At 70.8% G+C, this 20,985-nt stretch carries 23 protein-coding genes; 9 read left to right on the top strand and 14 right to left on the bottom strand.

What is annotated here, in order from left to right; all coding sequences use genetic code 11:
* Positions 1 to 3: 3 nt before the first annotated feature.
* The 4 genes from dusB to OG897_RS07650 form a co-directional block, all read right to left on the bottom strand.
* Entirely contained in the window at positions 4 to 1,131 is a 1,128-nt protein-coding gene (gene dusB / locus OG897_RS07665; RefSeq protein WP_266654110.1) for a tRNA dihydrouridine synthase DusB, read from the bottom strand.
* Positions 1,132 to 1,239: 108 nt separating this feature from the next.
* Positions 1,240 to 1,446, bottom strand: coding sequence for a DUF6243 family protein (locus OG897_RS07660; protein WP_266654108.1), 207 nt, complete (start codon positions 1,444 to 1,446; stop codon positions 1,240 to 1,242).
* 229 nt (positions 1,447 to 1,675) lie between these two features.
* Positions 1,676 to 2,314, bottom strand: a complete 639-nt coding sequence (locus OG897_RS07655) for a response regulator transcription factor (RefSeq protein ID WP_266656653.1) — start codon at positions 2,312 to 2,314, stop codon at positions 1,676 to 1,678.
* Positions 2,311 to 3,600 carry a sensor histidine kinase gene (locus OG897_RS07650; RefSeq protein ID WP_266654106.1) on the bottom strand — a complete coding sequence of 430 codons (1,290 nt, stop codon included), beginning with the start codon at positions 3,598 to 3,600 and terminating at the stop codon, positions 2,311 to 2,313. The genes OG897_RS07655 and OG897_RS07650 overlap by 4 nt, the downstream gene beginning before the upstream one ends.
* Before the next feature lie 151 nt (positions 3,601 to 3,751).
* On the opposite strand from OG897_RS07650, the gene OG897_RS07645 reads away from it, so the two are divergent.
* Entirely contained in the window at positions 3,752 to 4,240 is a 489-nt protein-coding gene (locus tag OG897_RS07645) for a hypothetical protein (RefSeq protein ID WP_266654104.1), read from the top strand.
* Here the strand turns inward: OG897_RS07645 and OG897_RS07640 are convergent.
* Positions 4,227 to 5,612 (bottom strand): glycine--tRNA ligase, encoded by a 1,386-nt coding sequence (locus tag OG897_RS07640; RefSeq protein ID WP_266654102.1) that lies wholly within the window; start codon positions 5,610 to 5,612, stop codon positions 4,227 to 4,229. The genes OG897_RS07645 and OG897_RS07640 overlap by 14 nt on opposite strands.
* 212 nt (positions 5,613 to 5,824) lie before the next feature.
* Here OG897_RS07640 and OG897_RS07635 point away from each other — a divergent pair, with 212 nt between their 5' ends.
* From OG897_RS07635 to OG897_RS07615, 5 genes are all read left to right on the top strand, one after another.
* Positions 5,825 to 6,835 (top strand): metal ABC transporter substrate-binding protein, encoded by a 1,011-nt coding sequence (locus OG897_RS07635; RefSeq protein WP_266654100.1) that lies wholly within the window; start codon positions 5,825 to 5,827, stop codon positions 6,833 to 6,835.
* 32 nt (positions 6,836 to 6,867) lie between these two features.
* The gene (locus tag OG897_RS07630; protein ID WP_266654098.1) at positions 6,868 to 7,653 is read left to right on the top strand and encodes a metal ABC transporter ATP-binding protein; all 786 of its coding nucleotides are present in this window, start codon (positions 6,868 to 6,870) and stop codon (positions 7,651 to 7,653) included.
* Positions 7,653 to 8,540 carry a metal ABC transporter permease gene (locus OG897_RS07625; protein WP_266654096.1) on the top strand — a complete coding sequence of 296 codons (888 nt, stop codon included), beginning with the start codon at positions 7,653 to 7,655 and terminating at the stop codon, positions 8,538 to 8,540. The genes OG897_RS07630 and OG897_RS07625 overlap by 1 nt, the downstream gene beginning before the upstream one ends.
* Before the next feature lie 76 nt (positions 8,541 to 8,616).
* Positions 8,617 to 9,054 (top strand): Fur family transcriptional regulator, encoded by a 438-nt coding sequence (locus OG897_RS07620; RefSeq protein WP_266654094.1) that lies wholly within the window; start codon positions 8,617 to 8,619, stop codon positions 9,052 to 9,054.
* A 198-nt stretch (positions 9,055 to 9,252) separates the two neighbouring features.
* A complete protein-coding gene (locus tag OG897_RS07615) occupies positions 9,253 to 10,170 on the top strand; it encodes a serine protease (RefSeq protein WP_266656651.1) in 918 nt (305 codons plus the stop codon).
* Positions 10,171 to 10,262: 92 nt separating this feature from the next.
* Here OG897_RS07615 and OG897_RS07610 read toward each other — a convergent pair whose 3' ends face one another.
* The 6 genes from OG897_RS07610 to OG897_RS07585 form a co-directional block, all read right to left on the bottom strand.
* Complete coding sequence (locus OG897_RS07610; RefSeq protein ID WP_266654092.1) at positions 10,263 to 10,709, bottom strand: response regulator; 447 nt, start codon at positions 10,707 to 10,709, stop codon at positions 10,263 to 10,265.
* A 17-nt stretch (positions 10,710 to 10,726) separates the two neighbouring features.
* A complete protein-coding gene (locus OG897_RS07605) occupies positions 10,727 to 12,403 on the bottom strand; it encodes a CHASE3 domain-containing protein (protein ID WP_266654090.1) in 1,677 nt (558 codons plus the stop codon).
* 1 nt (position 12,404) lies between these two features.
* Positions 12,405 to 13,607: a PP2C family protein-serine/threonine phosphatase gene (locus OG897_RS07600; protein ID WP_266654088.1), complete on the bottom strand. Its 1,203-nt coding sequence runs from the start codon at positions 13,605 to 13,607 to the stop codon at positions 12,405 to 12,407.
* An 87-nt stretch (positions 13,608 to 13,694) separates the two neighbouring features.
* The gene (locus tag OG897_RS07595) at positions 13,695 to 14,546 is read right to left on the bottom strand and encodes an isoprenyl transferase (protein WP_266654086.1); all 852 of its coding nucleotides are present in this window, start codon (positions 14,544 to 14,546) and stop codon (positions 13,695 to 13,697) included.
* Positions 14,547 to 14,598: 52 nt separating this feature from the next.
* The gene (gene recO, locus OG897_RS07590; RefSeq protein ID WP_266654084.1) at positions 14,599 to 15,348 is read right to left on the bottom strand and encodes a DNA repair protein RecO; all 750 of its coding nucleotides are present in this window, start codon (positions 15,346 to 15,348) and stop codon (positions 14,599 to 14,601) included.
* 41 nt (positions 15,349 to 15,389) lie between these two features.
* Positions 15,390 to 15,608 carry a hypothetical protein gene (locus tag OG897_RS07585; protein ID WP_266654082.1) on the bottom strand — a complete coding sequence of 73 codons (219 nt, stop codon included), beginning with the start codon at positions 15,606 to 15,608 and terminating at the stop codon, positions 15,390 to 15,392.
* A 373-nt stretch (positions 15,609 to 15,981) separates the two neighbouring features.
* Between OG897_RS07585 and OG897_RS07580 the strand changes: the two genes are divergently transcribed.
* From OG897_RS07580 to OG897_RS07570, 3 genes are all read left to right on the top strand, one after another.
* A complete protein-coding gene (locus OG897_RS07580) occupies positions 15,982 to 16,314 on the top strand; it encodes a hypothetical protein (RefSeq protein ID WP_266654080.1) in 333 nt (110 codons plus the stop codon).
* A 99-nt stretch (positions 16,315 to 16,413) separates the two neighbouring features.
* Positions 16,414 to 17,049, top strand: coding sequence for an RNA polymerase sigma factor (locus OG897_RS07575; protein ID WP_266654078.1), 636 nt, complete (start codon positions 16,414 to 16,416; stop codon positions 17,047 to 17,049).
* The gene (locus OG897_RS07570; protein WP_266654076.1) at positions 17,046 to 17,363 is read left to right on the top strand and encodes a hypothetical protein; all 318 of its coding nucleotides are present in this window, start codon (positions 17,046 to 17,048) and stop codon (positions 17,361 to 17,363) included. The genes OG897_RS07575 and OG897_RS07570 overlap by 4 nt, the downstream gene beginning before the upstream one ends.
* A 68-nt stretch (positions 17,364 to 17,431) precedes the next feature.
* Here OG897_RS07570 and OG897_RS07565 read toward each other — a convergent pair whose 3' ends face one another.
* The 3 genes from OG897_RS07565 to leuA all read right to left on the bottom strand — a co-directional run bounded on the left by OG897_RS07565 (position 17,432) and on the right by leuA (position 20,934).
* Positions 17,432 to 18,202: a hypothetical protein gene (locus OG897_RS07565; protein ID WP_266654074.1), complete on the bottom strand. Its 771-nt coding sequence runs from the start codon at positions 18,200 to 18,202 to the stop codon at positions 17,432 to 17,434.
* A gap of 94 nt (positions 18,203 to 18,296) precedes the next feature.
* On the bottom strand, positions 18,297 to 18,998 hold the full coding sequence (locus OG897_RS07560) for a TerB family tellurite resistance protein (RefSeq protein ID WP_266656649.1): 702 nt from the start codon (positions 18,996 to 18,998) through the stop codon (positions 18,297 to 18,299).
* Positions 18,999 to 19,155: 157 nt separating this feature from the next.
* Positions 19,156 to 20,934, bottom strand: a complete 1,779-nt coding sequence (leuA, locus tag OG897_RS07555; protein WP_266654072.1) for a 2-isopropylmalate synthase — start codon at positions 20,932 to 20,934, stop codon at positions 19,156 to 19,158.
* Positions 20,935 to 20,985 lie beyond the last annotated feature (51 nt).

The raw sequence follows: 20,985 nt of genomic DNA, 5'->3' as shown, positions 1-20,985 counted from the left end.
ATCTCACCCTCCGGACGTGTCCAGCTCCGCTTCGTCGCTGATCCCGGCACAGTCGTACGGGTCCTTCAGCCAGCCATCAGGCAGCACAACCCGCCCATTTCCGGACGTACGCCCCCGAGGCCCATCCGCACCCTCGGGCCACGGCTGGTCCAGATCAAGCTCGCTCAGATGAGCGTCCATTTCGGCGAGAGAAGACGCTACAGCGAGCTTCTTCCGCATCTCGCCGCCCGTGGAGAAGCCCTTGAGGTACCAGGCCACGTGCTTCCGGAAGTCGATGACACCCCGTGCCTCGTCGCCGATCCACTCCCCGAGCAGCTCCGCGTGCCGCCGCATGACGACCGCGACCTCGCGCAGCGTCGGCTTCGCACGCTCCTCACGGCCCTCGAAGGCCGCCACCAGGTCGCCGAACAGCCACGGCCGCCCCAGGCAGCCACGGCCCACGACGACGCCGTCACAGCCGGTCTCGCGGACCATCCGCAGCGCGTCGTCCGCCGACCAGATGTCGCCGTTGCCGAGCACCGGGATCTCCGGCACGTGCTCCTTGAGCCGCGCGATCGCGTCCCAGTCGGCGGTGCCGCCGTAGTGCTGGGCAGCCGTACGGCCGTGCAGCGCGATGGCGGTGACGCCCTCGTCGACGGCGATGCGACCGGCGTCCAGGAAGGTGATGTGGTCGTCGTCGATGCCCTTGCGCATCTTCATCGTCACGGGCCGGTCGCCCGCGTTGCCCACCGCCTCGTGCAGGATCGCGCGCAGCAGCGGCCGCTTGTACGGGAGGGCCGAGCCGCCGCCCTTCCGCGTCACCTTGGGCACCGGGCAGCCGAAGTTCAGGTCGATGTGGTCGGCGAGGTCCTCGTCCACGATCATGCGGACCGCCTTGCCGACGGTGACCGCGTCCACCCCGTACAGCTGGATCGAACGGGGCTGTTCCGTCGCGTCGAAGCGGATGAGCTGCATGGTCTTCTCGTTGCGCTCGACCAGCGCCCGCGTCGTGATCATCTCGCTCACGAACAGGCCCTTCCCGCCGGAGAACTCACGGCAGAGGGTGCGGAAGGGGGCGTTCGTGATGCCTGCCATGGGCGCGAGCACCACGGGCGGCTGCACGACATGGGGGCCGATGTTGAGCGAGGTCATTAGTTCATTGTCGCCCACTCGCCGCACCCGGTCGGCCTGAAGCCCGGCCCCCGCACACGAGCGGGCCCGGACCGCCGAAGCGACCCGGGCCCGTTCACGTACGAGGGATCAGCTCTGCTGGGTGCCTTCGGCACCCTCGGCGGCACCGGCCGCCTTCGCCCGCATCTTCTCCAGCAGCTCCGCCTTCTTGTCGGCGGCGCTCTGCCGGTCGGCGTTGCGGTGCGGGCCGTTGTTCGCCCGTTCGTCGCGGGACTGACGCTTGCGCTGGCCGCCGCCCTGGCCCACGGGGTTGTTGATGTTCTTGCTCGTGGTCATGGGTTCTCCCACAGTGAGGTGAAGTGATCTACGGATTCATCGGTGGGGGACGGGCGCGGCGACGTCGGTGCACGTCAGCAGGGGCCCGTCACGCTCTCACTCGTAAATCGGCGTCTGGAAGAACATGAGAATGAAGGTACCCCCTCCCCGCCCCGGCCCGCACCAGAATTGCTCGCCCACGCCCGCCGCTCCCCTGCCGCGCCCCTGCCGCTCCCCCGCCGCTCCGGGGTCAGCCGTTCCCCTCCAGGAAGCGCAGTACGGCCAGCACCCGCCGGTGGTCCCCGCCCGCCCGGGGCAGGTCCAGCTTGGCCAGGATGGAGTTGATGTGCTTGGCCACCGCGCTCTCGCTCAGCACCAGCTGCCCGGCGATCCCCGCGTTGGAACGGCCCTCCGCCATCGACGCGAGCACCTCGCGCTCGCGGTCGGTCAGCCTCTCCAGCGGATCGCTGCCCCTGCGGACGAGGAGCTGGGCGACGACCTGCGGGTCCAGGGCCGTCCCGCCGTCGGCGACCCGGCGCAGGGCCTCGATGAACTCCTCGACGTCCGCGACCCGCTGCTTGAGGAGGTAGCCGATCCCGCTGGTGTGCCGGGCGAGGAGTTCCGCCGCGTACCGCTCCTCGACGTACTGCGACAGCATCAGCACCGCCGTGTCCGGCCATCTCTCCCGTACGGCGAGCGCCGCCCTGATGCCCTCGTCGGTGAAGTCGGGCGGCATCCGTACGTCGACGACCGCGAGGTCAGGGCGGTGTTCTTCGACGGCGACGAGCAGCCCCTCCCCGTCCCCCGACTCGGCGACGACGTCGAAGCCCGCCATCTGGAGGATCTTCACGACTCCCATGCGGAGGAGGACGGAGTCCTCGGCTATCACTGCGCGGCGGCGCTGCACGGCAACTCCACGGTCATCACGGTCGGTCCCCCGGTGGGGCTGCTGAGGCGGAACGCGCCGTCGACGGAGGACACCCGCTGCGCCAGGCCGCGCAGCCCCGTGCCGCCCGAGGGGTCGGCGCCGCCCGTTCCGTCGTCGGTGACGATCACCCGAAGTATCCCTCCGAGGCGGGTCACGGCCACCTCCGCCCTCGTCGCGCGGGCGTGCTTGGCGATGTTGGTGAGGGCCTCGGACACGACGAAGTAGGCGACGGCCTCGACGGCGGGCGCGGTCCTCTCGGGGGCGTCCACCCGCAGCCGTACGGGGAAGGGCGCGCGGGCGGCGAGCCCCGACAGGGCCGGGTCCAGGCCGAGTTCGTCCAGGACCGAGGGGTGCAGGCCGCGCACCAGGTTGTTCAGTTCCTCGATGGACTCCTTCGCCGCCCGGTGGGCTTCTTCGACGACCTCCATGACGTCGGGCGGCAGATCGGTGCGGTCCTTCCACAGCGCCTTCGCGATGCCCAGGTTGAGGGCCATGGCGACGAGGTGCTGCTGCGCCCCGTCGTGCAGGTCCCTCTCGATGCGCCGCCGTTCGGCGTCGGCCGCGTCCACCGCTCCGGCCCGGCTCTCGGTCAGGTCGGACACCCGCTGCTGGAGGGCCTCGGCCTTGTCGTCCCGCAGCAGGGCGGGCGCGATGCGCTGCTCCAGCCGTACGAGAGCGGCGGCCGACGGCGGAACGGCGAACAGGGCCGCGACGCCTGCGGCCATGCTGAAGGCGGCCCAGGTGGTGTAGCCGTGGTGCGCCAGCCGGAATTCGGCGGGCAGCAGCCACACCCACACGAACACGGTCGTCGCGGCGACCGCGAGCAACGCCAGTACCAGCACGGCCAGTTCGACCAGCGCCAGGCACGGCCCGACCAGCCAGTGGTACGCGAACTGCCGTCGCGCGACCGCGAACCGCAGCCTCGGTATCTCCACCCCGCACAGCTCCCGGAACCGCCACCGCTGCGCCTCGGTCAGCCCGTACCCGGCGACGACGACCAGCGCGATGGTGATCGGCAGGACGAACGGCGCCGAGCCCGAGCTGCCGTCCAGGAGCCCGATGGCCTCGATCGTCCCCCACACGAACAGCGGCGCGGTGAGCAGGTGCAGCGGCACCCCCGCACCGACGAACGCGAGGTCGCGGCGCAGCCGCGTCAGGGCGCGGGCCCGGCGGGAGCGCCGCTCGGGGGCCACCCGGCCGGGGAGGGAGGTGAGCGGCCCGGGACTCACCCGGGTCAGGAGGTTCATGATCCGACGGTAGACGGCGGGTCCGACAACGCGCCATGAAGCCTGTTGCCGGGCAGGGGTGCAACCAGTGCCACCCCAAGTCGGCAAGCAGCGTTCCTGACCCGGGCCTCCGTAGTGCGGAGTGTTGATCACGAGCCCGACAGCCGGGCCCGTGAACGCGATCCGCGACCACGAAAAGCCCCGGAAGGACCGCCCCGCCATGGCACTCCTCGCCCTCAACACCCCGATCCCCACCACCCTTTCGGCCCTCTGGCAGGGCAGGCTCCTCACCCTCGCCGGGCTCGCCCTGCTCCCCTGGATGGGGTACCTGGCCGCGACCCTGCCGCCCGTCGAGGCCGCCGCCTGGATCGCGCTGGACACCCTGGAGGCCGCCTGCCTCCTCGCGGCGGGCACCCGCCTGCGAGAAGGGCGCGCCGCCCGTCTGCCCGCCGCCGGTGCGGCCCTCCTGCTGGCCGCCGACGCCTGCACCGACCTGCTGACCTCCGCGCCGGGCCCGGAGCTCGCCGCCGCCCTCGCCATGGCCGGGTGCGCCGAGCTCCCCCTCGCCGCGCTGTGCGCCGTCCTGGCACGCCGGAGCCCCCGGCCGCAGAAGCGGGCGACCGGGGGCTCGGGAACGTATCAGCGGGTCAGCAGCCGATGAGGCGGACCGCCAGGTACTCCTGGATCATGTCGAGCGACACGCGCTCCTGCTTCATGGTGTCGCGCTCGCGCACGGTCACCGCGTTGTCGTCCAGGGTGTCGAAGTCGACCGTCACGCAGAACGGCGTGCCGATCTCGTCCTGGCGGCGGTAGCGGCGGCCGATGGCGCCCGCGTCGTCGAACTCGATGTTCCAGTTCTTGCGCAGGTCCGCGGCGAGGCCCTTGGCCTTCGGCGAGAGCTGCGGGTTGCGGGACAGCGGCAGGACCGCGACCTTGACCGGCGCCAGGCGCGGGTCGAAGCCCATGACGACGCGCTTCTCCATGACGCCCTTGGCGTTGGGCGCCTCGTCCTCGCGGTAGGCGTCCAGCATGAAGGCGAGCATCGCGCGGTTGACACCGGCCGCGGGCTCGATGACGTACGGCGTCCAGCGCTCGTTGGCCTCCTGGTCGAAGTAGACCAGGTCGTGGCCGGAAGCCTTGGAGTGCGCCTTCAGGTCGAAGTCGGTGCGGTTCGCGACGCCTTCGAGCTCGGAGAACTCCTGGCCGCCGAAGTTGAAGCGGTACTCGATGTCAGCGGTGCGCTTCGAGTAGTGGGAGAGCTTCTCGGCAGGGTGCTCGAACCAGCGGATGTTCTCGGGGTTGATGCCGAGGTCCAGGTACCAGTTCCAGCGCTGCTCCATCCAGTATTCCTGCCACTGCTCGTCCTCGCCCGGCTTGACGAAGAACTCCATCTCCATCTGCTCGAACTCGCGCGTGCGGAAGATGAAGTTGCCCGGAGTGATCTCGTTCCGGAAGGACTTGCCCATCTGCGCGATGCCGAACGGCGGCTTCTTGCGCGAGGTCTGCTGCACCTGGGCGAAGTTGGTGAAGATGCCCTGCGCGGTCTCCGGGCGCAGGTAAGCCTTCGAGCCGGTGTCCTGGGTCGGGCCGAGGTGCGTCTCCAGCATGCCGGAGAACTGCTTGGGCTCGGTGAACTGGCCCTTGGTGCCGCAGTTGGGACAGTTGACGTCCGCCAGGCCGTTCTCGGGGGTGCGGCCGTGGTGCTTGGCCTCGTACGCCTCGATCAGGTGGTCGGCGCGGTGGCGCTTGTGGCAGGAGGTGCACTCGGTGAGCGGGTCGGAGAAGGTCGCGACGTGGCCGGACGCCTCCCACACCTCGGGGGCCAGGATGACCGACGAGTCGATGCCGACCACGTCTTCGCGCGCGATGACCATCGCGCGCCACCACTGACGCTTGATGTTCTCCTTGAGTTCGACACCCAGCGGCCCGTAGTCCCAGGCGGCCTTGGAGCCGCCGTAGATCTCACTGCTCGGGTAAACGAAGCCACGGCGCTTGCTCAGGCTGACGATGGTCTCGATCTTGTCGGCGGCCACGGTGCTCTCTTCATTACGACGACGAAGGTGTGTGTCCCCGCCGGTGCGCGCAGCTCCCGCGCGCGGCCCCCCTGCACGGCCACGACCCGGCACGGCCCGGCGAATGCCTCAGGTTACCGGCGTGCGGGGGCCCCGGATCAAATCGGTATCGGGGACAGAGCGGACAAGCGCACTATTGACAATCGTTTCCACTTTTGTTGAAAATGAGTGTCATGAACGTACGACGCCTCATACCCGTGACCGCCACCGCTGCCGCCGTCTCCCTCGGACTGCTCACCCTGTCCGCCTGCGGAGGCAGCTCCTCCGCCACGGAGGGCAAGAACGGCGGGGACGGCAAGGACGCAGCGGGGAAGCTGGACGTGATCGCGTCGTTCTACCCCATGCAGTACCTGGCCGAGCAGATAGGCGGCGACAAGGTCGCCGTCACCACGCTGACCAAGCCGGGCGTCGAGCCGCACGACCTGGAGCTCAAGCCCAAGCAGACCGCCCAGCTCGGCGAGGCGGACCTGATCCTCTACCTCGGGGGCCTCCAGCCCGCCGTCGACGAGGCCGTGAAGCAGTCCGGGGCCAAGGCCACCGTCGACGCCGCGACCCTCACGAAGATGGAGACCCACTCCGCCGAGGCCGGGCACGGCCACGAGCACGGCGCGGAAGAGGCCGGGCACGAGGGCCACGACCACGGCCACGAGCACGCCGAGGGCGGCACCGACCCCCACGTCTGGCTCGACCCGGTGAAGTACGCCGAGATCGCCAAGGGCGTCGAGAAGGCCCTCGCGAAGGCGGACCCGGTCAACGCCGCGACGTACAAGAAGAACAGCGAGACACTGGTCACGAAGCTGGACGGCCTGAATGTGGCTTTCCAGAACGGCCTGAAGAACACCGCCACCAAGACCTTCATCACCACCCACGCCGCCTTCGGCTACCTCGCCGAGCGGTACGGCCTGGAGCAGGAGGGCATCAGCGGCGTCGCCCCGGAGTCGGAGCCCAGCCCCGCCCGGATCAAGCAGCTCCAGAAGATCGCCAAGGAAGACAAGGTCACCACCGTCTTCTTCGAGACGCTGGTCAGCGACAAGACGGCGAACACCCTCGCCAAGGACACCGGCCTGAAGACGGACGTGCTGGACCCCCTGGAGGGCATCACGGACAAGTCCAAGGGCTCCACCTACATCGAGGTCATGCAGTCCAACCTCGAAGCGCTGAAGAAGGCCCTCGGCGCCAAGTGATCCCATCCCCCGCAGTCCCGGAGGCGCGAACCGTGCAGAACGACGCCGTCATATCCCTGAGCGCGGCCACCGCCGTGCTCGGCTCGCGCCCCGTGCTGCGCGGGATCGACCTCGCCGTGCAGCGCGGCGAGGTCGTCGCCCTGCTCGGTGCGAACGGCTCGGGCAAGTCCACCGCCGTACGCTCCGTGATCGGGCAGGTGCCCCTGACGGGCGGCTCGGTCGAGCTCTTCGGGACGCCGCTGAAGCGCTTCAAGCAGTGGGCCCGGGTCGGGTACGTGCCCCAGCGGACCACCGCCGCCGGAGGCGTGCCCGCCACGATCCGCGAGGTCGTCTCCTCCGGGCGGCTCTCCCGCACCCGCCTCGGACTGATGTCCAGGGCCGACAGGGCCGCCGTCGACCGGGCCATCGACCTCGTCGGGCTCGCCGACCGGGCCAAGGACTCGGTGAGCGCCCTGTCCGGCGGCCAGCACCAGCGGGTGCTGATCGCGCGGGCGCTCGCGAGCGAGCCCGAGCTGCTGATCATGGACGAGCCGATGGCCGGGGTCGACCTGGTCAGCCAGGAGATCCTCGCCGCGACCCTGCGCGCGCAGGTGGCCGCCGGGGCCTCCGTCCTCCTCGTCCTGCACGAGCTGGGCCCGCTGGAGCCCCTCATCGACCGCACGGTCGTCCTGCGCGACGGCCTCGTCACGTACGACGGGCCGCCGACCGACGGCACCGCGCTGCCGGGACACGACCCGCACCACCTGACCAAGGAGGACTGCCACCCGCACGCGGCCCCGGCAGCGGCCTCCCCGGTACCGACGGGACTGCTGACCTGATGCTGACCGACATCCTCTCCACCGCCTTCATGCAGCGGGCCCTGATCGCCGCCGTGCTCGTCGGCATCACCGCGCCCGCCATCGGCATCTACCTCGTGCAGCGCCGTCAGTCCCTGATGGGCGACGGCATCGGGCACGTCGCGATGACCGGTGTCGGCCTCGGCTTCCTGATGCAGACGAGCCCGGTGTGGACGGCCACCGTCGTCGCCATCGCGGGCGCGGTGATCATGGAGCTGATCCGCTGGTACGGCAAGACGCGCGGCGACATCGCGCTGGCCATGCTCTTCTACGGGGGCATGGCGGGCGGCGTCCTGCTGATCAACCTGGCGCCGACCGGCTCGAACGCCAATCTGTCCTCGTACCTCTTCGGATCGCTCTCCACGGTCTCGCAGGAGGACGTGACGGCGATCGTGATCCTCGCGGCCTTCGTGGTCGCGGTGACCGTCGGACTGCGGCGGCAGCTGTTCGCGGTCAGCCAGGACGAGGAGTTCGCGCGGGTCACCGGGCTTCCGGTGCGGGCGCTGAACCTGCTGGTCGCGGTGGTGGCCGCGGTGACCGTGACGGTCGCCATGCGCGTCGTGGGGCTGCTCCTGGTCAGCGCGCTGATGGTGGTGCCGGTGGCCGCCGCGCAGCAGATCTCGCGCAGCTTCACCGTCACCTTCGTGCTCGCCGTCGCCGTCGGCACGGCGGTCACGCTGGCCGGAACGGTCGCCTCGTACCAGTACGACGTGCCGCCGGGCGCCACGATCGTGCTGCTCGCCATCGCGGTCTTCATCGCACTGACGCTTCTGGCCGCACCCCTGGCACGACGCAGGGCCCGCGCGGGACACTCGACGGGGCCGACGGGCCAGGGCGACGCCGTGGCACCCGTGACGGCGAAGGTCTGAGGCGGGGCGCGTCCGCGCTCCTGGCACAATGGCCCGACGTATGTACTCGCGTAATGGGCAACCTGAGGAGGCACCTGTGACGACGGCGCCGAGCGGTGCGAGAGCGACGACGAACACCGCACCGGTGAAGGGCCGCTCCACCCGGCAGCGGACCGCCGTGGCGGCGGCGCTGGACGAGGTGGACGAGTTCCGCAGCGCGCAGGAACTCCACGACATGCTCAAGCACAAGGGCGACTCGGTGGGCCTGACCACGGTCTACCGCACGCTCCAGTCGCTGGCCGACGCCGGTGAGGTGGACGTGCTGCGCACCAGCGAGGGCGAGTCCGTCTACCGGCGGTGCTCGACGGGCGACCACCACCACCACCTGGTGTGCCGGATGTGCGGCAAGGCGGTCGAGGTCGAGGGCCCGGCGGTCGAGTCGTGGGCCGAGTCGATCGCGGCCCAGCACGGATATGTGAACGTGGCCCACACGGTGGAGATCTTCGGTACGTGCGCGGAGTGCGCGGCCGCCTGATCCAGCTCAGCACCCCGAACGCCCCAACTCCCTTGCGGAGTCGGGGCGTTCAGTGTTTTTCGGCCAACCCTCACCGACCACCGCACGCACTCCTGACAGATATTCAGCTTCCGTGGCACGCTCCTCACGCACACCGATTTCCGCACCGCTCCCCTCTTCGCAGAAGGAGTCAGCGTGAGACGTCGTCCCCACAGTGCAATGTTCGGCCTGGCGGCTGCCGTAGGCGGTCTGCTCGCCACCGGGGCGGTTCCCGCTTCCGCGGCCGACACGTCCTCCCCCTCCCCCGCCCTCTCCGCCGAGCAGCAGGTACGGAACTTCTGGACGCCGGAGCGGATGCGCTCGGCCCAGCCGCTGGACCTGCTGAAGGTGCTCCCGTCGACAGTCGCCCCCGCACGGGCGGGCGGCCCCGCCACCTCGGTTCCGGCCACGAAGGCGTTCCCGCAGAAGGGCGGCGCGTGGACCGGCGGCGGGGCGGTCGTGAAGACCTCGGGCCGGGTGTTCTTCACGTACCAGGGCCGTACGGCCTCCTGCTCGGGCAACTCCGTCACCAGCCAGAACAAGTCCACCGTCGTGACGGCGGGACACTGCGTGAAGATGCAGGGCGCCTGGCACACCAACTGGGTGTTCGTGCCCGCCTACAACGACGGCGCGACCCCGTACGGGACGTGGACGGCGGCCAAGACGTCCGCCACCGACCAGTGGGCGGCGAGCGAGGACATCAACTACGACGTGGGCCTCGCGGTCGTGAACCCGCTGAACGGGCAGAAGCTCGCGGACGTGGTCGGGGCGCAGGGCGTGCAGTTCAACGGCGGCTACAACAAGCCGATGTACGCGTTCGGCTTCCCTGCGGCCTCGCCGTACGACGGGAAGAAGCTGATCTACTGCTCCGGGAACACGACGAAGGACTTCCTGTTCTCGAAGGACCACAGCCTGGCGTGCGACATGACGGGCGGGTCCAGCGGCGGCCCCTGGTTCAACTCCTTCAACGAGTCGACGGGGACCGGGCTCCAGGCGTCCGTGAACAGCTTCGGCTACACCTTCCTGCCCGGCAGGATGTTCGGCCCGTACTTCGGCAACGAGGTGAAGGCCGCGTACGACAAGGCCCAGGCGAGCTGACGCCCTGAGCCGTGGGGGGCCGGTGCGGGCCCGCACCGGCCCCCTTCCCGGTCGGCTCAGACGTCCTGGTCGGTTCTGACGTCCCGGTCGGCTCAGACGGTCTTCGGCGGAAGCCTGACCACCGACACGAAGAAGTCGTCGATCTGACGGACCGCCGCGATGAACTGCTCCAGGTCCACCGGCTTGGTGACGTACGCGTTCGCGTGGAGCTTGTAGCTGCGCAGGATGTCCTCCTCCGCCGAGGACGTGGTGAGCACCACCACCGGAATGTGCGAGAGCTCCTCGTCCTTCTTGATCCGCTCCAGGACCTGCTTCCCGTCGTACTTCGGCAGGTTCAGGTCCAGCAGGATCAGATCCGGCCGCACCGCGTCGACGTGCGCGCCCTCCCGGTAGAGGAAGTCGAACGCCTCCTGGCCGTCGCGCACCACGTGCAGCGTGTTGTGGATCTTGTTGTCCGCGAACGCCTCGCGGGTCATCAGTTCGTCGCCCGGGTCGTCCTCGACGAGCAGCACCTCGATGGGTGTGGCGGGACTGGTCATGTACGCGCTCCTGCTCCTCAAGATGTGGGCCCCGGGCCGAACCCGGTGGCGCCGGTACCCTGCTCCCCGGCCACCGGCAGGCTGAAACGCACGAGGGCCCCGGGCTCCCCGCCCCCCGCGTCCTCCAGGCGAATGCTTCCCCCGTAGTACTCGACGATCTTCCGGCACAGGGCGAGCCCGATGCCCGTCCCCGCGTACTCCTCGCGGGAATGCAGCCTCTGGAAGAGGACGAAGACCTTGTCGGCGAATTCCCTCGGCACTCCGATGCCGTTGTCGCGCACGGTGAATTCCCAGTCCCCGCCCACCTTTTCGCATCCCACCTCGATCCGTACGGGCAGCCGCTCGGGATGTCGGAATTTGACCGCGTTGCCGATCAGGTTCTGCCAGAGCATGGCGAAACTGGTGGGGTCCCCGGTCACCACGGGCAGCGGCAGGTCGCGTACGACGATGTCGGCGGCGGACTCCTCGACGGCCGCCGCGAGGTTCGCCAGGGCCCGCTCCAGCGCCGCACCCATGTCGACGGCGACCGGGTCGGCGTCCAGGCGGCCGACCCGGGAGAAGGTGAGGAGGTCGTTGATCAGGGTCTGCATGCGCTTCGCGCCGTCGACGGCGAAGGCGATGTACTGCTTGCCCCGGTCGTCCACGACGTCCCCGTAGCGCTTCTCCAGGAGCTGGCAGAAGGAGGCGACCTTGCGCAGGGGTTCCTGGAGGTCGTGCGAGGCGACGTAGGCGAACTGCTCCAACTCGGCGTTGGACCGCCGCAGTTCGACGGTCTGCCCGTCCAGGTCGGCGGCCTGCGCGGCGAGCTGTGCCTCGCGCTGCCTGACCTCGGCGAGCTCGCCCGCGATCCGGCGGCGCATCAGGTCCACCGACGCGCCGACGGCCCGTACGTCCGAGGGCCCCGGCACCTCGATGCGCCGGTCGAACTCGCCGCCCGCGACCTGCTCGGCGGCGGTGCGCAGGGCGGCCAGCGGGCGGACGACCATGCGGCTCAGCAGCAGCGACAGGAGGACCCCGGTGGCGGCGATCACGCCGAGCATGACGAGGAACGTCACGTCGCGCAGGGTGCGCAGCCCGGCGATGTCGGCGCGGGCGGCGAGCCGCGCCTCGTCCATGTGCCGCTCCTGGACGTCCAGGAGGGCGCGCAGTTCGTCGAAGGACTTCTTGCTCGCCGCGACGCGCGGCTGCACGGCCGCCACGCTCGCGCCGCCCCTGATGGCCGCGATCAGGGGCTCGGCCTGCGTCCTGCGCCACTGGGCGGCCTTGTCGCGTACGGCGTCGAGATCGTCGGCGAAGGGCGGCCGGTCGCCCAGCAGCCGGGCCGTTTCGCGGAGTTGGCGGGGTTCCTCGCGCACGCCCGAGACGTACGGGTCGAGGAAGGCCGGCTGGCCGCTGAGGGCGTAGCCGCGCACCCCGGTCTCCTGGTCGAGGAGGGAGCGGTGGAGGAGGAGGGTCGCGGAGCGGCCGGGCTGGAGGTGGTCGACGAGGTCGGCGTTGCGGTCGTTGGTGCGGCTGAGCAGGCTCGCGCCGAGCCCGGCGCAGACGGCGAGGAGTACGGCCATGGCCAGGAGCACGAAGCGGATCCAGCCGCGCACGGAGAGCCGGGCGAACCGGCCCCGCAGCGCGCACACCACCCGGCCGGGCGCCGGGGCTCCCGCCGCGCCCTCGTCGGAAGCCTCCGGTCGCGCGCCCATGTCAGTCGCTCGCCCAGGCCAGGTGGAGTACCGCTATGTCGTCGGCGAGACCGCCGTGCGGGGCGGCGGCGACGGTGGCCGAGTGGACCAGCGCCTGGACGAACTCCCGCGCGGGCAGCGCCTCGTACTCCCTGGCGAGCCGCAGCAGTCCGTTCTCGCCGAGCCGGGTACGGGGCCCGGTGAGGCCCTCGAAGAGACCGTCGGTGAAGACCACGATGCCGGTGCCGGGGTCGAGCGGGAGGTCCGTCTCCGGCCAGGTGCCGGTGCCGGGGGCGATGCCGAGCGCCATCCCGCCGGGCGGGTCGTACCAGGTGGTGCCGGAGGGGGCGCGGACCAGGAGGCCCGGATGCCCGGCCCGCACGACGCGCACCGAGCGGCGGTCGGCGGGGAAGACGAGGCTGGTCAGGGTGGCGAAGACCTGCCGGGCGGACCGCTCCGCCGACATGATCTCCTCCAGGAGGCGGAGTTGGGCGGGTCCGGTGCAGCCGCTCAGTACGGCGGCCCGCCAGGCGACGCGCAGGCACACCCCGAGGGCGGCCTCGGCCGCGCCGTGCCCGGAGACGTCGCCGATGACGGCGTGCACGGTGCCGTCGACGGTCTGGACGACGTCGTAGAAGTCCCCGCTGAGCAGGCCCTGTTCCCGCCCCGGGTCGTAACGGGCGTCCACCTCGAAGCCCGTCGAACGCATCAACGGCACGGGCAGCAGACCGAGTTCGAGCCGGGCGTTCTCCTCGGCGCGCAGCCGCCCCTCGTGCAGGGCGACCGACGCCCGCTCGACCTGCTTGCGCTGGACGGCGTACCGGACGGCCCGGCTCAGGGTCTCGGCGTCGAGCCGCCCCTTGACCAGGTAGTCCTGGGCGCCCTCCGCGACGGCGGTCTGACCGGCCTCGCCCTCGACGAGGCCGGTCAGGACGACGATGGCGGCGTCCGGGTGCGCGGCGAGGAGCTGGCGCACCGCGTCGAGCCCGCGCACGTCCGGCAGGTGCAGATCGAGCAGCACGCACACCGGGCCGAGGTGTTCGGCGAGGAACTTGCGGGCCTCGCCCAACGTGGTGCACCAGTGGACGTCGGCGCGCAGGTCGCTGTCCCGCAGGACCTCCGTGAACAGCACGGCGTCGCCCGCGTCGTCCTCGACCAGCAGCAGGACCGCGTCGAGGTCCCTCGCGCCGGATTGCGTACCGGTCACCACGAGTCGCTCGGCCACTGCTTACCCCCCACCGGTGGAGGCGGCCGGTCCGCTGCGGACGGCGCACCCCCTTGCGGCCAGATCATACTGCCGGGGGCCGGGGCCTCAGCCCTGTTCGGGAACCTGCGGGAGGGGTGAAATCCCGCTGTCCCGCTGCTCGTTGGGGATCGCGCCGCCGAACCTGCGGTCGCGCTGCGCGTACTCGTAGCAGGCGTCCCAGAGGTTGCGGCGGTCGAAGTCGGGCCACAGCACGTCCTGGTAGACGAATTCGGCGTACGCGCTCTGCCAGAGCAGGTAGTTGGAGGTGCGCTGCTCGCCGCTGGGCCGCAGGAAGAGGTCCACGTCGGGCATGTCCGGGTAGTACAGGTACTTGGCGAAGGTCTTCTCGTTGACCTTCGACGGGTCGAGCTTCCCGGCGGCGACGTCGCGGGCGACGGCCTGGGCGGCGTCCGCGATCTCCGCGCGCCCCCCGTAGTTGACGCAGAAGTACAGGGTCATCGCGTCGTTGTCGACGGTCTGCTCCTGCGCGATCTGGAGCTCCTGGACGACCGACTTCCACATCTTCGGCATCCGGCCGACCCAGCGGATGCGGATGCCGAGTTCGTTCATCTCGTCGCGGCGGCGGCGGATGACGTCCCGGTTGAAGTTCATCAGAAAGCGCACCTCGTCCGGTGTGCGCTTCCAGTTCTCGGTGGAGAAGGCGTACAGCGAGAGGTTCTTGACGCCCATCTCGATGCAGCCCTTGAGGACGTCCAGGACGACGCCCTCGCCGACCTTGTGGCCCTCCGTGCGGGGCAGGCCGCGCTCCTTGGCCCAGCGGCCATTGCCGTCCATGACGATCGCGACGTGCTCGGGGACGAGCTCACCGGGGATCTTCGGGGGGCGCGCACCGGACGGGTGCGGCTCGGGGACCTTGTACTCGCGCTTGTTGCGCCCCAGAATTCCGCGTCGTGCCATGGTCCTTAGCTCTCCCTTGTCGCTTGCCTTGCGTACTGTCCGCCCTGCGTGCTCACGCCTTCTCCACGTACCTGAGCGAACGCAGACCCCGCTCCAGGTGCCAGTGCAGATAGGCCGACACCAGACCGCTGCCCTCCCGCGCGTGCCTGGGCTCGCACGCGTCGGCCGCCGCCCAGTCCCCCGTGAGCAGCGCGCTCAGCAGCCCGACGGCCTCCGCAGAGGGTACGACGCTCCCGGGCACCCGGCAGTCACCGCATATGACGCCGCCCGCCGACACGGAGAACAGCCGGTTGGGTCCGTCGATGCCGCACTTGGCGCAGTCGTCGAAGCTGGGCGCGTACCCGTTGACGGCCAGCGAGCGCAGCAGGAAGGCGTCCAGGATGAGGTTCGGGGCGTGCTCGGCGCGGGAGAGGGTGCGCAGGCCGCCGACCAGGAGGAGGTACTGCTGCACGGCGGGCTCGCCCTCGTGGTCGGTGAACCGTTCCGCCGTCTCCAGCATGGCCGTGCCCGCGGTGTAGCGGGCGTAGTCCGTGACGATGCCGCTGCCGTACGGGGCGATGATCTCGCCCTGCGTGCAGAGCGGCAGTCCGCGCCCGATCAGCTCGCTGCCTCGGGCGAAGAACTGCACGTCCACGTGGGAGAAGGGCTCCAGGCGGGCCCCGAACTTCGACTTGGTGCGCCGCACGCCCCTGGCGACCGCCCGGACACGGCCGTGGTGGCGGGTGAGGAGCGTGATGATGCGGTCGGCCTCGCCCAGCTTCTGGGTGCGCAGGACGATGCCGTCATCACGGAACAGACTCATGACATCCATTGTCCCGTACGTGGGGAGTCCCGCGGGCGGGGCTAGGGGAGCTCCCCCCGGCTGCGGGCGTTGACGTACGCCGTGGCGGCGCTGAGCCGCTCGGACGCCGTGGCGGGGCGCACGTCCCCCTGGTCGACGTTCCACTCGCGGCCGGCGCCCGCCGGGGTCAGCCGCAGCAGGCGGCCCACCTTGGCGACGACTCTGCCGACCCGTCCGTTGGTGAGGTCCACCACGTACGAGCCGAGAGAGGGCGGCTTCACCGCTCGTCCGGCGGCACGTGGCCGGCTCTCTCCCGCATCGCGTGCAATTCCTCCACGGTTGCCTCCGCTTCTCTGACGCATTCCGCACCCGGGATACACCCGTGGTACACCCGTGGTACGGATTTCCATCATTGTCATGACTTCCCGCCCTGCATGGATTTCACGTTTTGCATTACGGATACGGGGCCGTCTGACTACTCTCGGGTGAGGTCTGCTCTGCGGAAAGCGCAGGAATTCGAAGCTCCGCACACTCTCCCGAAAAGTTTCCGGGACCCGGACGCAACCTCCCGGGACTCCGCACGTCTGGTCGGTTGAAGGCGCCCTTCAGCCCATGTTCCAGACCGCGCACGCCACTTCCTCGGGAGAGAACCCCATGTCCTTGAACCGCCCCCGCCTGCTGGGCGCCGTCGCCGGTGTCGCCCTCCTCATCGGCGGTGCCTTCACGGCCCAGGCCGTCGCCGACTCCGGCCCGAAGCCCGCCCCCAAGGTGACCAGCACGGGCGACGCCGCACCGGCGCCCGCTTCCGCTCCCGCTTCCACTCCCGCGAAGGGCGGGGTCACGGGTCCGAAGGTCGTCACCCCGGGGACGCCGAAGGGTGTGTCTGACCCCGGCCCGGCCCCGGCCGGGAAGTCCGGTGACGCTCCCCGCGTGATCAAGCCGGGCAGGGGCGTCGCCCACGCACCGGCCCCCGCACCGCAGAAGTAGCGGCCGCACCGGAGCGGGCGGGCCCGCGCGCAGGCCCGCCCGCTCCCCCCTTTCCCGCCCCGCCGCCCCCGCTGGACCCGCACCACCGGATCGAGGCCCATGCAGTACGTCGTGCACGCCGCCCCTGTCGCACCCCCGTGGTGGTTCCGCCTGCTCGCCCGCCTGTCCGGGACGCGGGTGTCCGGGCCCCGGCAGGCGCGCCCGCTGCGGGCGGTGGCGGACACTCCGTACGACGGCGACGACGGCGAGCCGCCCACCCTCACCGACCTCTACCGCGCCCGCCGCCTCGACATGGTCCGGCTCGCCCTGTTCCTCGTCGACGACCTGCACACCGCCGAGGACGTCGTCCAGGACGCGTTCGCCGCCGTGTGCCGCACCCACGGGACCTCCCTGGCCGGGCTCCAGGACCCCGGGGCCTATCTGCACACCGCCGTCCTCAACGCGGCCCGCTCGGTGCTGCGCAGGCGCCGCACGGCGCGGGCGTACGTCCCGCCCCACCAGGCGGCAGGTCCGCCGGTCGACGAGGGCCTCCTCCTCGCCGAGGAACACCGCCATGTGCTGGACGCGCTCGGGGAGTTGACCGGACGCCAGCGCGAGGTACTGGTACTGCGCTACTGGTCGGAGCTGACCGAGGCGCAGATCGCCCAGACCCTCGGACTGTCGCGCGGAACCGTCAAGTCCACGGCGAGCCGGGCACTGGACATCCTCGAAAAGAAGCTGGGAAGCACACCATGACGCAGACGGAAGACCGACTGCGGGCCGCGTTCGCCGCGCGGGCGGCCCAGGTCACCCACGCGGACCTGCGCCGCGCGGCGCCTCCGCACGGGCCGCGCTGGGGGGTGCGCCGGATGCGGCACGTCGCGTACGCGCTCGTCGGCGCGGCGGCGGCGGTGGTGGCCGTATGCCTGCTCGTCCTGCTGCCCGGAAGCCCGCTGGACCCGGTACCGGTGCCGGTGCCGCCCGCGCAGTCGCCGCGCACCGGCGAACCCGCACGGCCGACGACGGGAGTGATCCCCGGGCCCGCCCCTGCGGTGACCCGTACTCCCTAGTGGTCCAGTGGTCCAGTGGTCTGGTGGTCTGGTGGTCTAGTGGTCTGGTGGTCTAGTGGTCTAGTGGTCTAGTGGTCGACGATCTCCTCGCGGGACTCGACCTCCCCGTCCCGCAGGATCAGGAACTCCCGCTCCCGCTCCGTCAGGACCTTCAGGAACCCGGGCTCGGCCTCCAGGACGTACCCGTGCAGCGCCTTCGGCAGCCCCTTCACCTCGATGCGCTCCAAGGGCATCCACGGCGTACGTACGAGAGCGGCGCTCAGCAGCATCGCCACGATCGCCACGCCCAGTACCAGGCCCATGAGGTGCCGTCCCGCCCAGCGCGAAGCCTCGCCGACCTGTCCGTGCGCTCTCCTGGCCAGCGCACCGAGGCCGACCATCAGTGCGGTCACGCCCAGGGACACCAGCAGCAGCCACCAGCGGTGGAAGCTCAGGACGTACGCGGTCATGCCCGCGACGGCGATGGCGAGCAGTCCGATCCCGGCGAGGTCCCACCGCCCGGTGCGGGGATCCGTGCGCCCCTCCTCGCGCAGCCGCGCGGACAGCAGGAACCCGCCGACCACCCGGAAGAGGAACGCCGGGAGCAGCACCGCGAGCAGGACGGCGGCGACGGCGGCGTCCGCGAGCACCGTGCCGAGCACGATGCCGATGCTGTCGTCGAGGTCGAGGGTGTGCAGGACGGCGAAGGCGGTGTGCCACTGGTAGCCGGAGACGGCGAAGAGGCGCAGGAGGAGGAAGAGGAACGCGGCGGTGGTGAGGGTGAGGCCGCTGCTCCAGCCGCGCTCGCCCTTCCCCTCGTCCCGTGCCTCCGCCGCCCGGGCCCGCTCCGTGTACTCCATGCGGACAAAACTGCCACACCCTGACAGAAAGGGCCCTCCGGCGCGTGCCGTGCGGCAGAAGTGCAGGGCAGGGGACCACAGGGCCGCCGGAGTGTCAGGACGGCGTCCGCGCGGCCGCCGCCAGCAACCGCGCCGCGTCCTCCCCGCCCAGCTGGAGAGCGGCCCCCACGGTGCCCAGCACGTCCCGCTCCGCCGCGTTGTACGGCCCGTCCGCGAGGGCGATCCGCGCCCCCTGGAGCAGCAGGGACTCCCGCCCCGCCGGAGCCAGGTGCGGAGCGAGCGGTTCCAGCGCCTCGTGGAGCTCGATGGCCAGCGTGGCGCTGTACGGGCAGTCGGTCCCCGCCTCCGTCTCCTGGGCCAGGTACCGCCCCGAGTCCGCCGACAGCGCCTCCACGAGATGCGTGAGCTGGTCCTCCGTACAGTCCTCGAAGCCCGCCGAGCGCACCGTCGCCGCCGCGGCGGCCGTCACCGTACGGGACGACGTACCGCCCGCCGCGAGGACCGCCAGCGCGACCGTGTGCACGGCGTCCCGGAGCATCGCCGAGAACCGCACCGTCGTCGGCCGGTCCAGCGCTTCCACCCCGAACTCCTCGGAACAGGAGGCGCATTGGACGACAGGACCGACCGCCCCCCGCCCGGCCACCGGAATGCCGAGGACCGTCAGCCGCTGCCGCCCCGCCCGCCGCGCGTAGTTGCGGTCGCCGCCGCAGCCGGGGCAGAAGAACTCTCCGTCGCCGACGGTGGTCCACGTGGTGCGAACGCCCCACAGTCGATGCGTTCGGCCTCGTCCTGACAGCACGGCGTACCTCCATAACGCTTCGGCACCTTTGCCGGGGTTGGACGTGATGTTAGCCACATCCGCGACGCCCCGTCAGCACCCCGGGAAAAGACCGAGGTCCCGCCCCCGGCAGCGCGCGGGCGGGACCTCGGGAAACGCGGGGGAAACAGTCAGGTCAGCGCGCCGCGCGGTTCACCGCGGACACAACTGCCTTCAGGGAGGCCCGAGTCGTGTTCGGGTCGATGCCGATGCCCCACAGGACCTGGCCGTCGATGGCGCACTCGATGTACGAGGCGGCCTGCGCGGAGGCGCCCTCGCTCATGGTGTGCTCCTGGTAGTCCAGCAGGCGGGCGTCGACGCCGACGGTGGTCAGTGCGTCGAAGAAGGCCGAGATCGGACCGTTGCCGACACCCGTCAGCACCGTCTCCGCGCCGTCCACGACCGCCTCCACCGTCAGGGTGTCGCGGCCGTCGGTGTCCGTCGTGGTCTGCCCGGAGCGGACCTGGATGCGGCCCCACGGGTTGTCGGCGTTCGGCAGGTACTCGTCCTGGAAGACCGACCAGATGGCCTTCGGGGTGACCTCGCCGCCCTCGGAGTCCGTCTTCTGCTGGATGATCTTCGAGAACTCGATCTGCATGCGGCGCGGCAGGTCCAGCTTGTGGTCGTTCTTCAGGACGTACGCGATGCCGCCCTTGCCGGACTGCGAGTTGACCCGGATGACGGCCTCGTAGGAGCGGCCGACGTCCTTGGGGTCGATCGGCAGGTACGGGACCGCCCACTCGATGTCGTCGACGGTCTTGCCCTGCTTCGCCGCGTCCGCCTCCATGGCGTCGAAGCCCTTCTTGATGGCGTCCTGGTGGGAGCCGGAGAAGGCGGTGTAGACCAGGTCGCCCGCGTAGGGGTGGCGCGGGTGGACCTCCATCTGGTTGCAGTACTCACTCGTGCGGCGGATCTCGTCGATCTGCGAGAAGTCGATCTGCGGGTCGACGCCCTGCGAGAAGAGGTTCATGCCCAGGGTGACCAGGTCGACGTTGCCGGTGCGCTCGCCCTGACCGAACAGGCAGCCCTCGATGCGGTCCGCACCGGCCATCAGCGCCAGTTCGGCCGCGGCGACCGCCGTGCCCCGGTCGTTGTGCGGGTGCACGGACAGGCACACGTGCTGGCGGCGGGTCAGGTTGCGGGACATCCACTCGAAGCGGTCCGCGTGCGTGGACGGCGTCGAACGCTCCACGGTGGCGGGCAGGTTGAGGATGATCTCGCGCCCCTCCTCGGGACCCCACACGTCGCACACGGCCTCGCAGACCTCCAGGGCGAAGTCCAGCTCGGTGTCGGTGAAGATCTCCGGCGAGTACTGGTACCCGAAGATCGTCTCCGGGCCGAGGATCTTGTCCGCGTACTCCATGACCAGCCGCGTGCCGTCCACGGCGATCTGCTTGACCTGCTCCTTCGTGCCTCGGAAGACCACGCGGCGGAAGGTGGGGGCGGTCGCGTTGTACAGGTGCACGGTGGCGCGGTGCGCGCCGCGCAGGGACTCCACCGTGCGCTCGATCAGCTCTTCGCGGGCCTGGGTCAGGACGGAGATCGTCACGTCCTCGGGGATCGCGCCGTCTTCGATGATGGAGCGTACGAAGTTGAAGTCGGTCTCGCCGGACGACGGGAAGCCGACCTCGATCTCCTTGTAGCCCATGCGGACCAGCAGGTCGAACATCTCGCGCTTGCGGGCGGGCGACATGGGGTCGATCAGTGCCTGGTTGCCGTCGCGCAGGTCGGTGGAGAGCCAGCGGGGGGCCTTGGTGACGCGGGCCTCGGGCCACGTCCGGTCGGGGATGTCGACGGCGTCGTACCGGCCGTACTTGTGGACCGGCATCCCGGACGGCCGCTGGAAGTGCACGGCGTTCGTGACGGGGGTGGGGTTGCCGACGGACCGCTCGGATGCGGACTGCTGGGGGGTCATTGCGTAGGGCTCCTCGGGTCTCCTGCAAGGGGACGGCCGACTGGTTGAGCG

The sequence above is a fragment of the Streptomyces sp. NBC_00237 genome, assembly GCF_026342435.1.
Classification (GTDB): Bacteria; Actinomycetota; Actinomycetes; order Streptomycetales; family Streptomycetaceae; genus Streptomyces.
The sequence above is the reverse complement of the archived record's forward strand: the minus strand, read 5'-3'. Positions and strand labels throughout refer to the sequence as shown.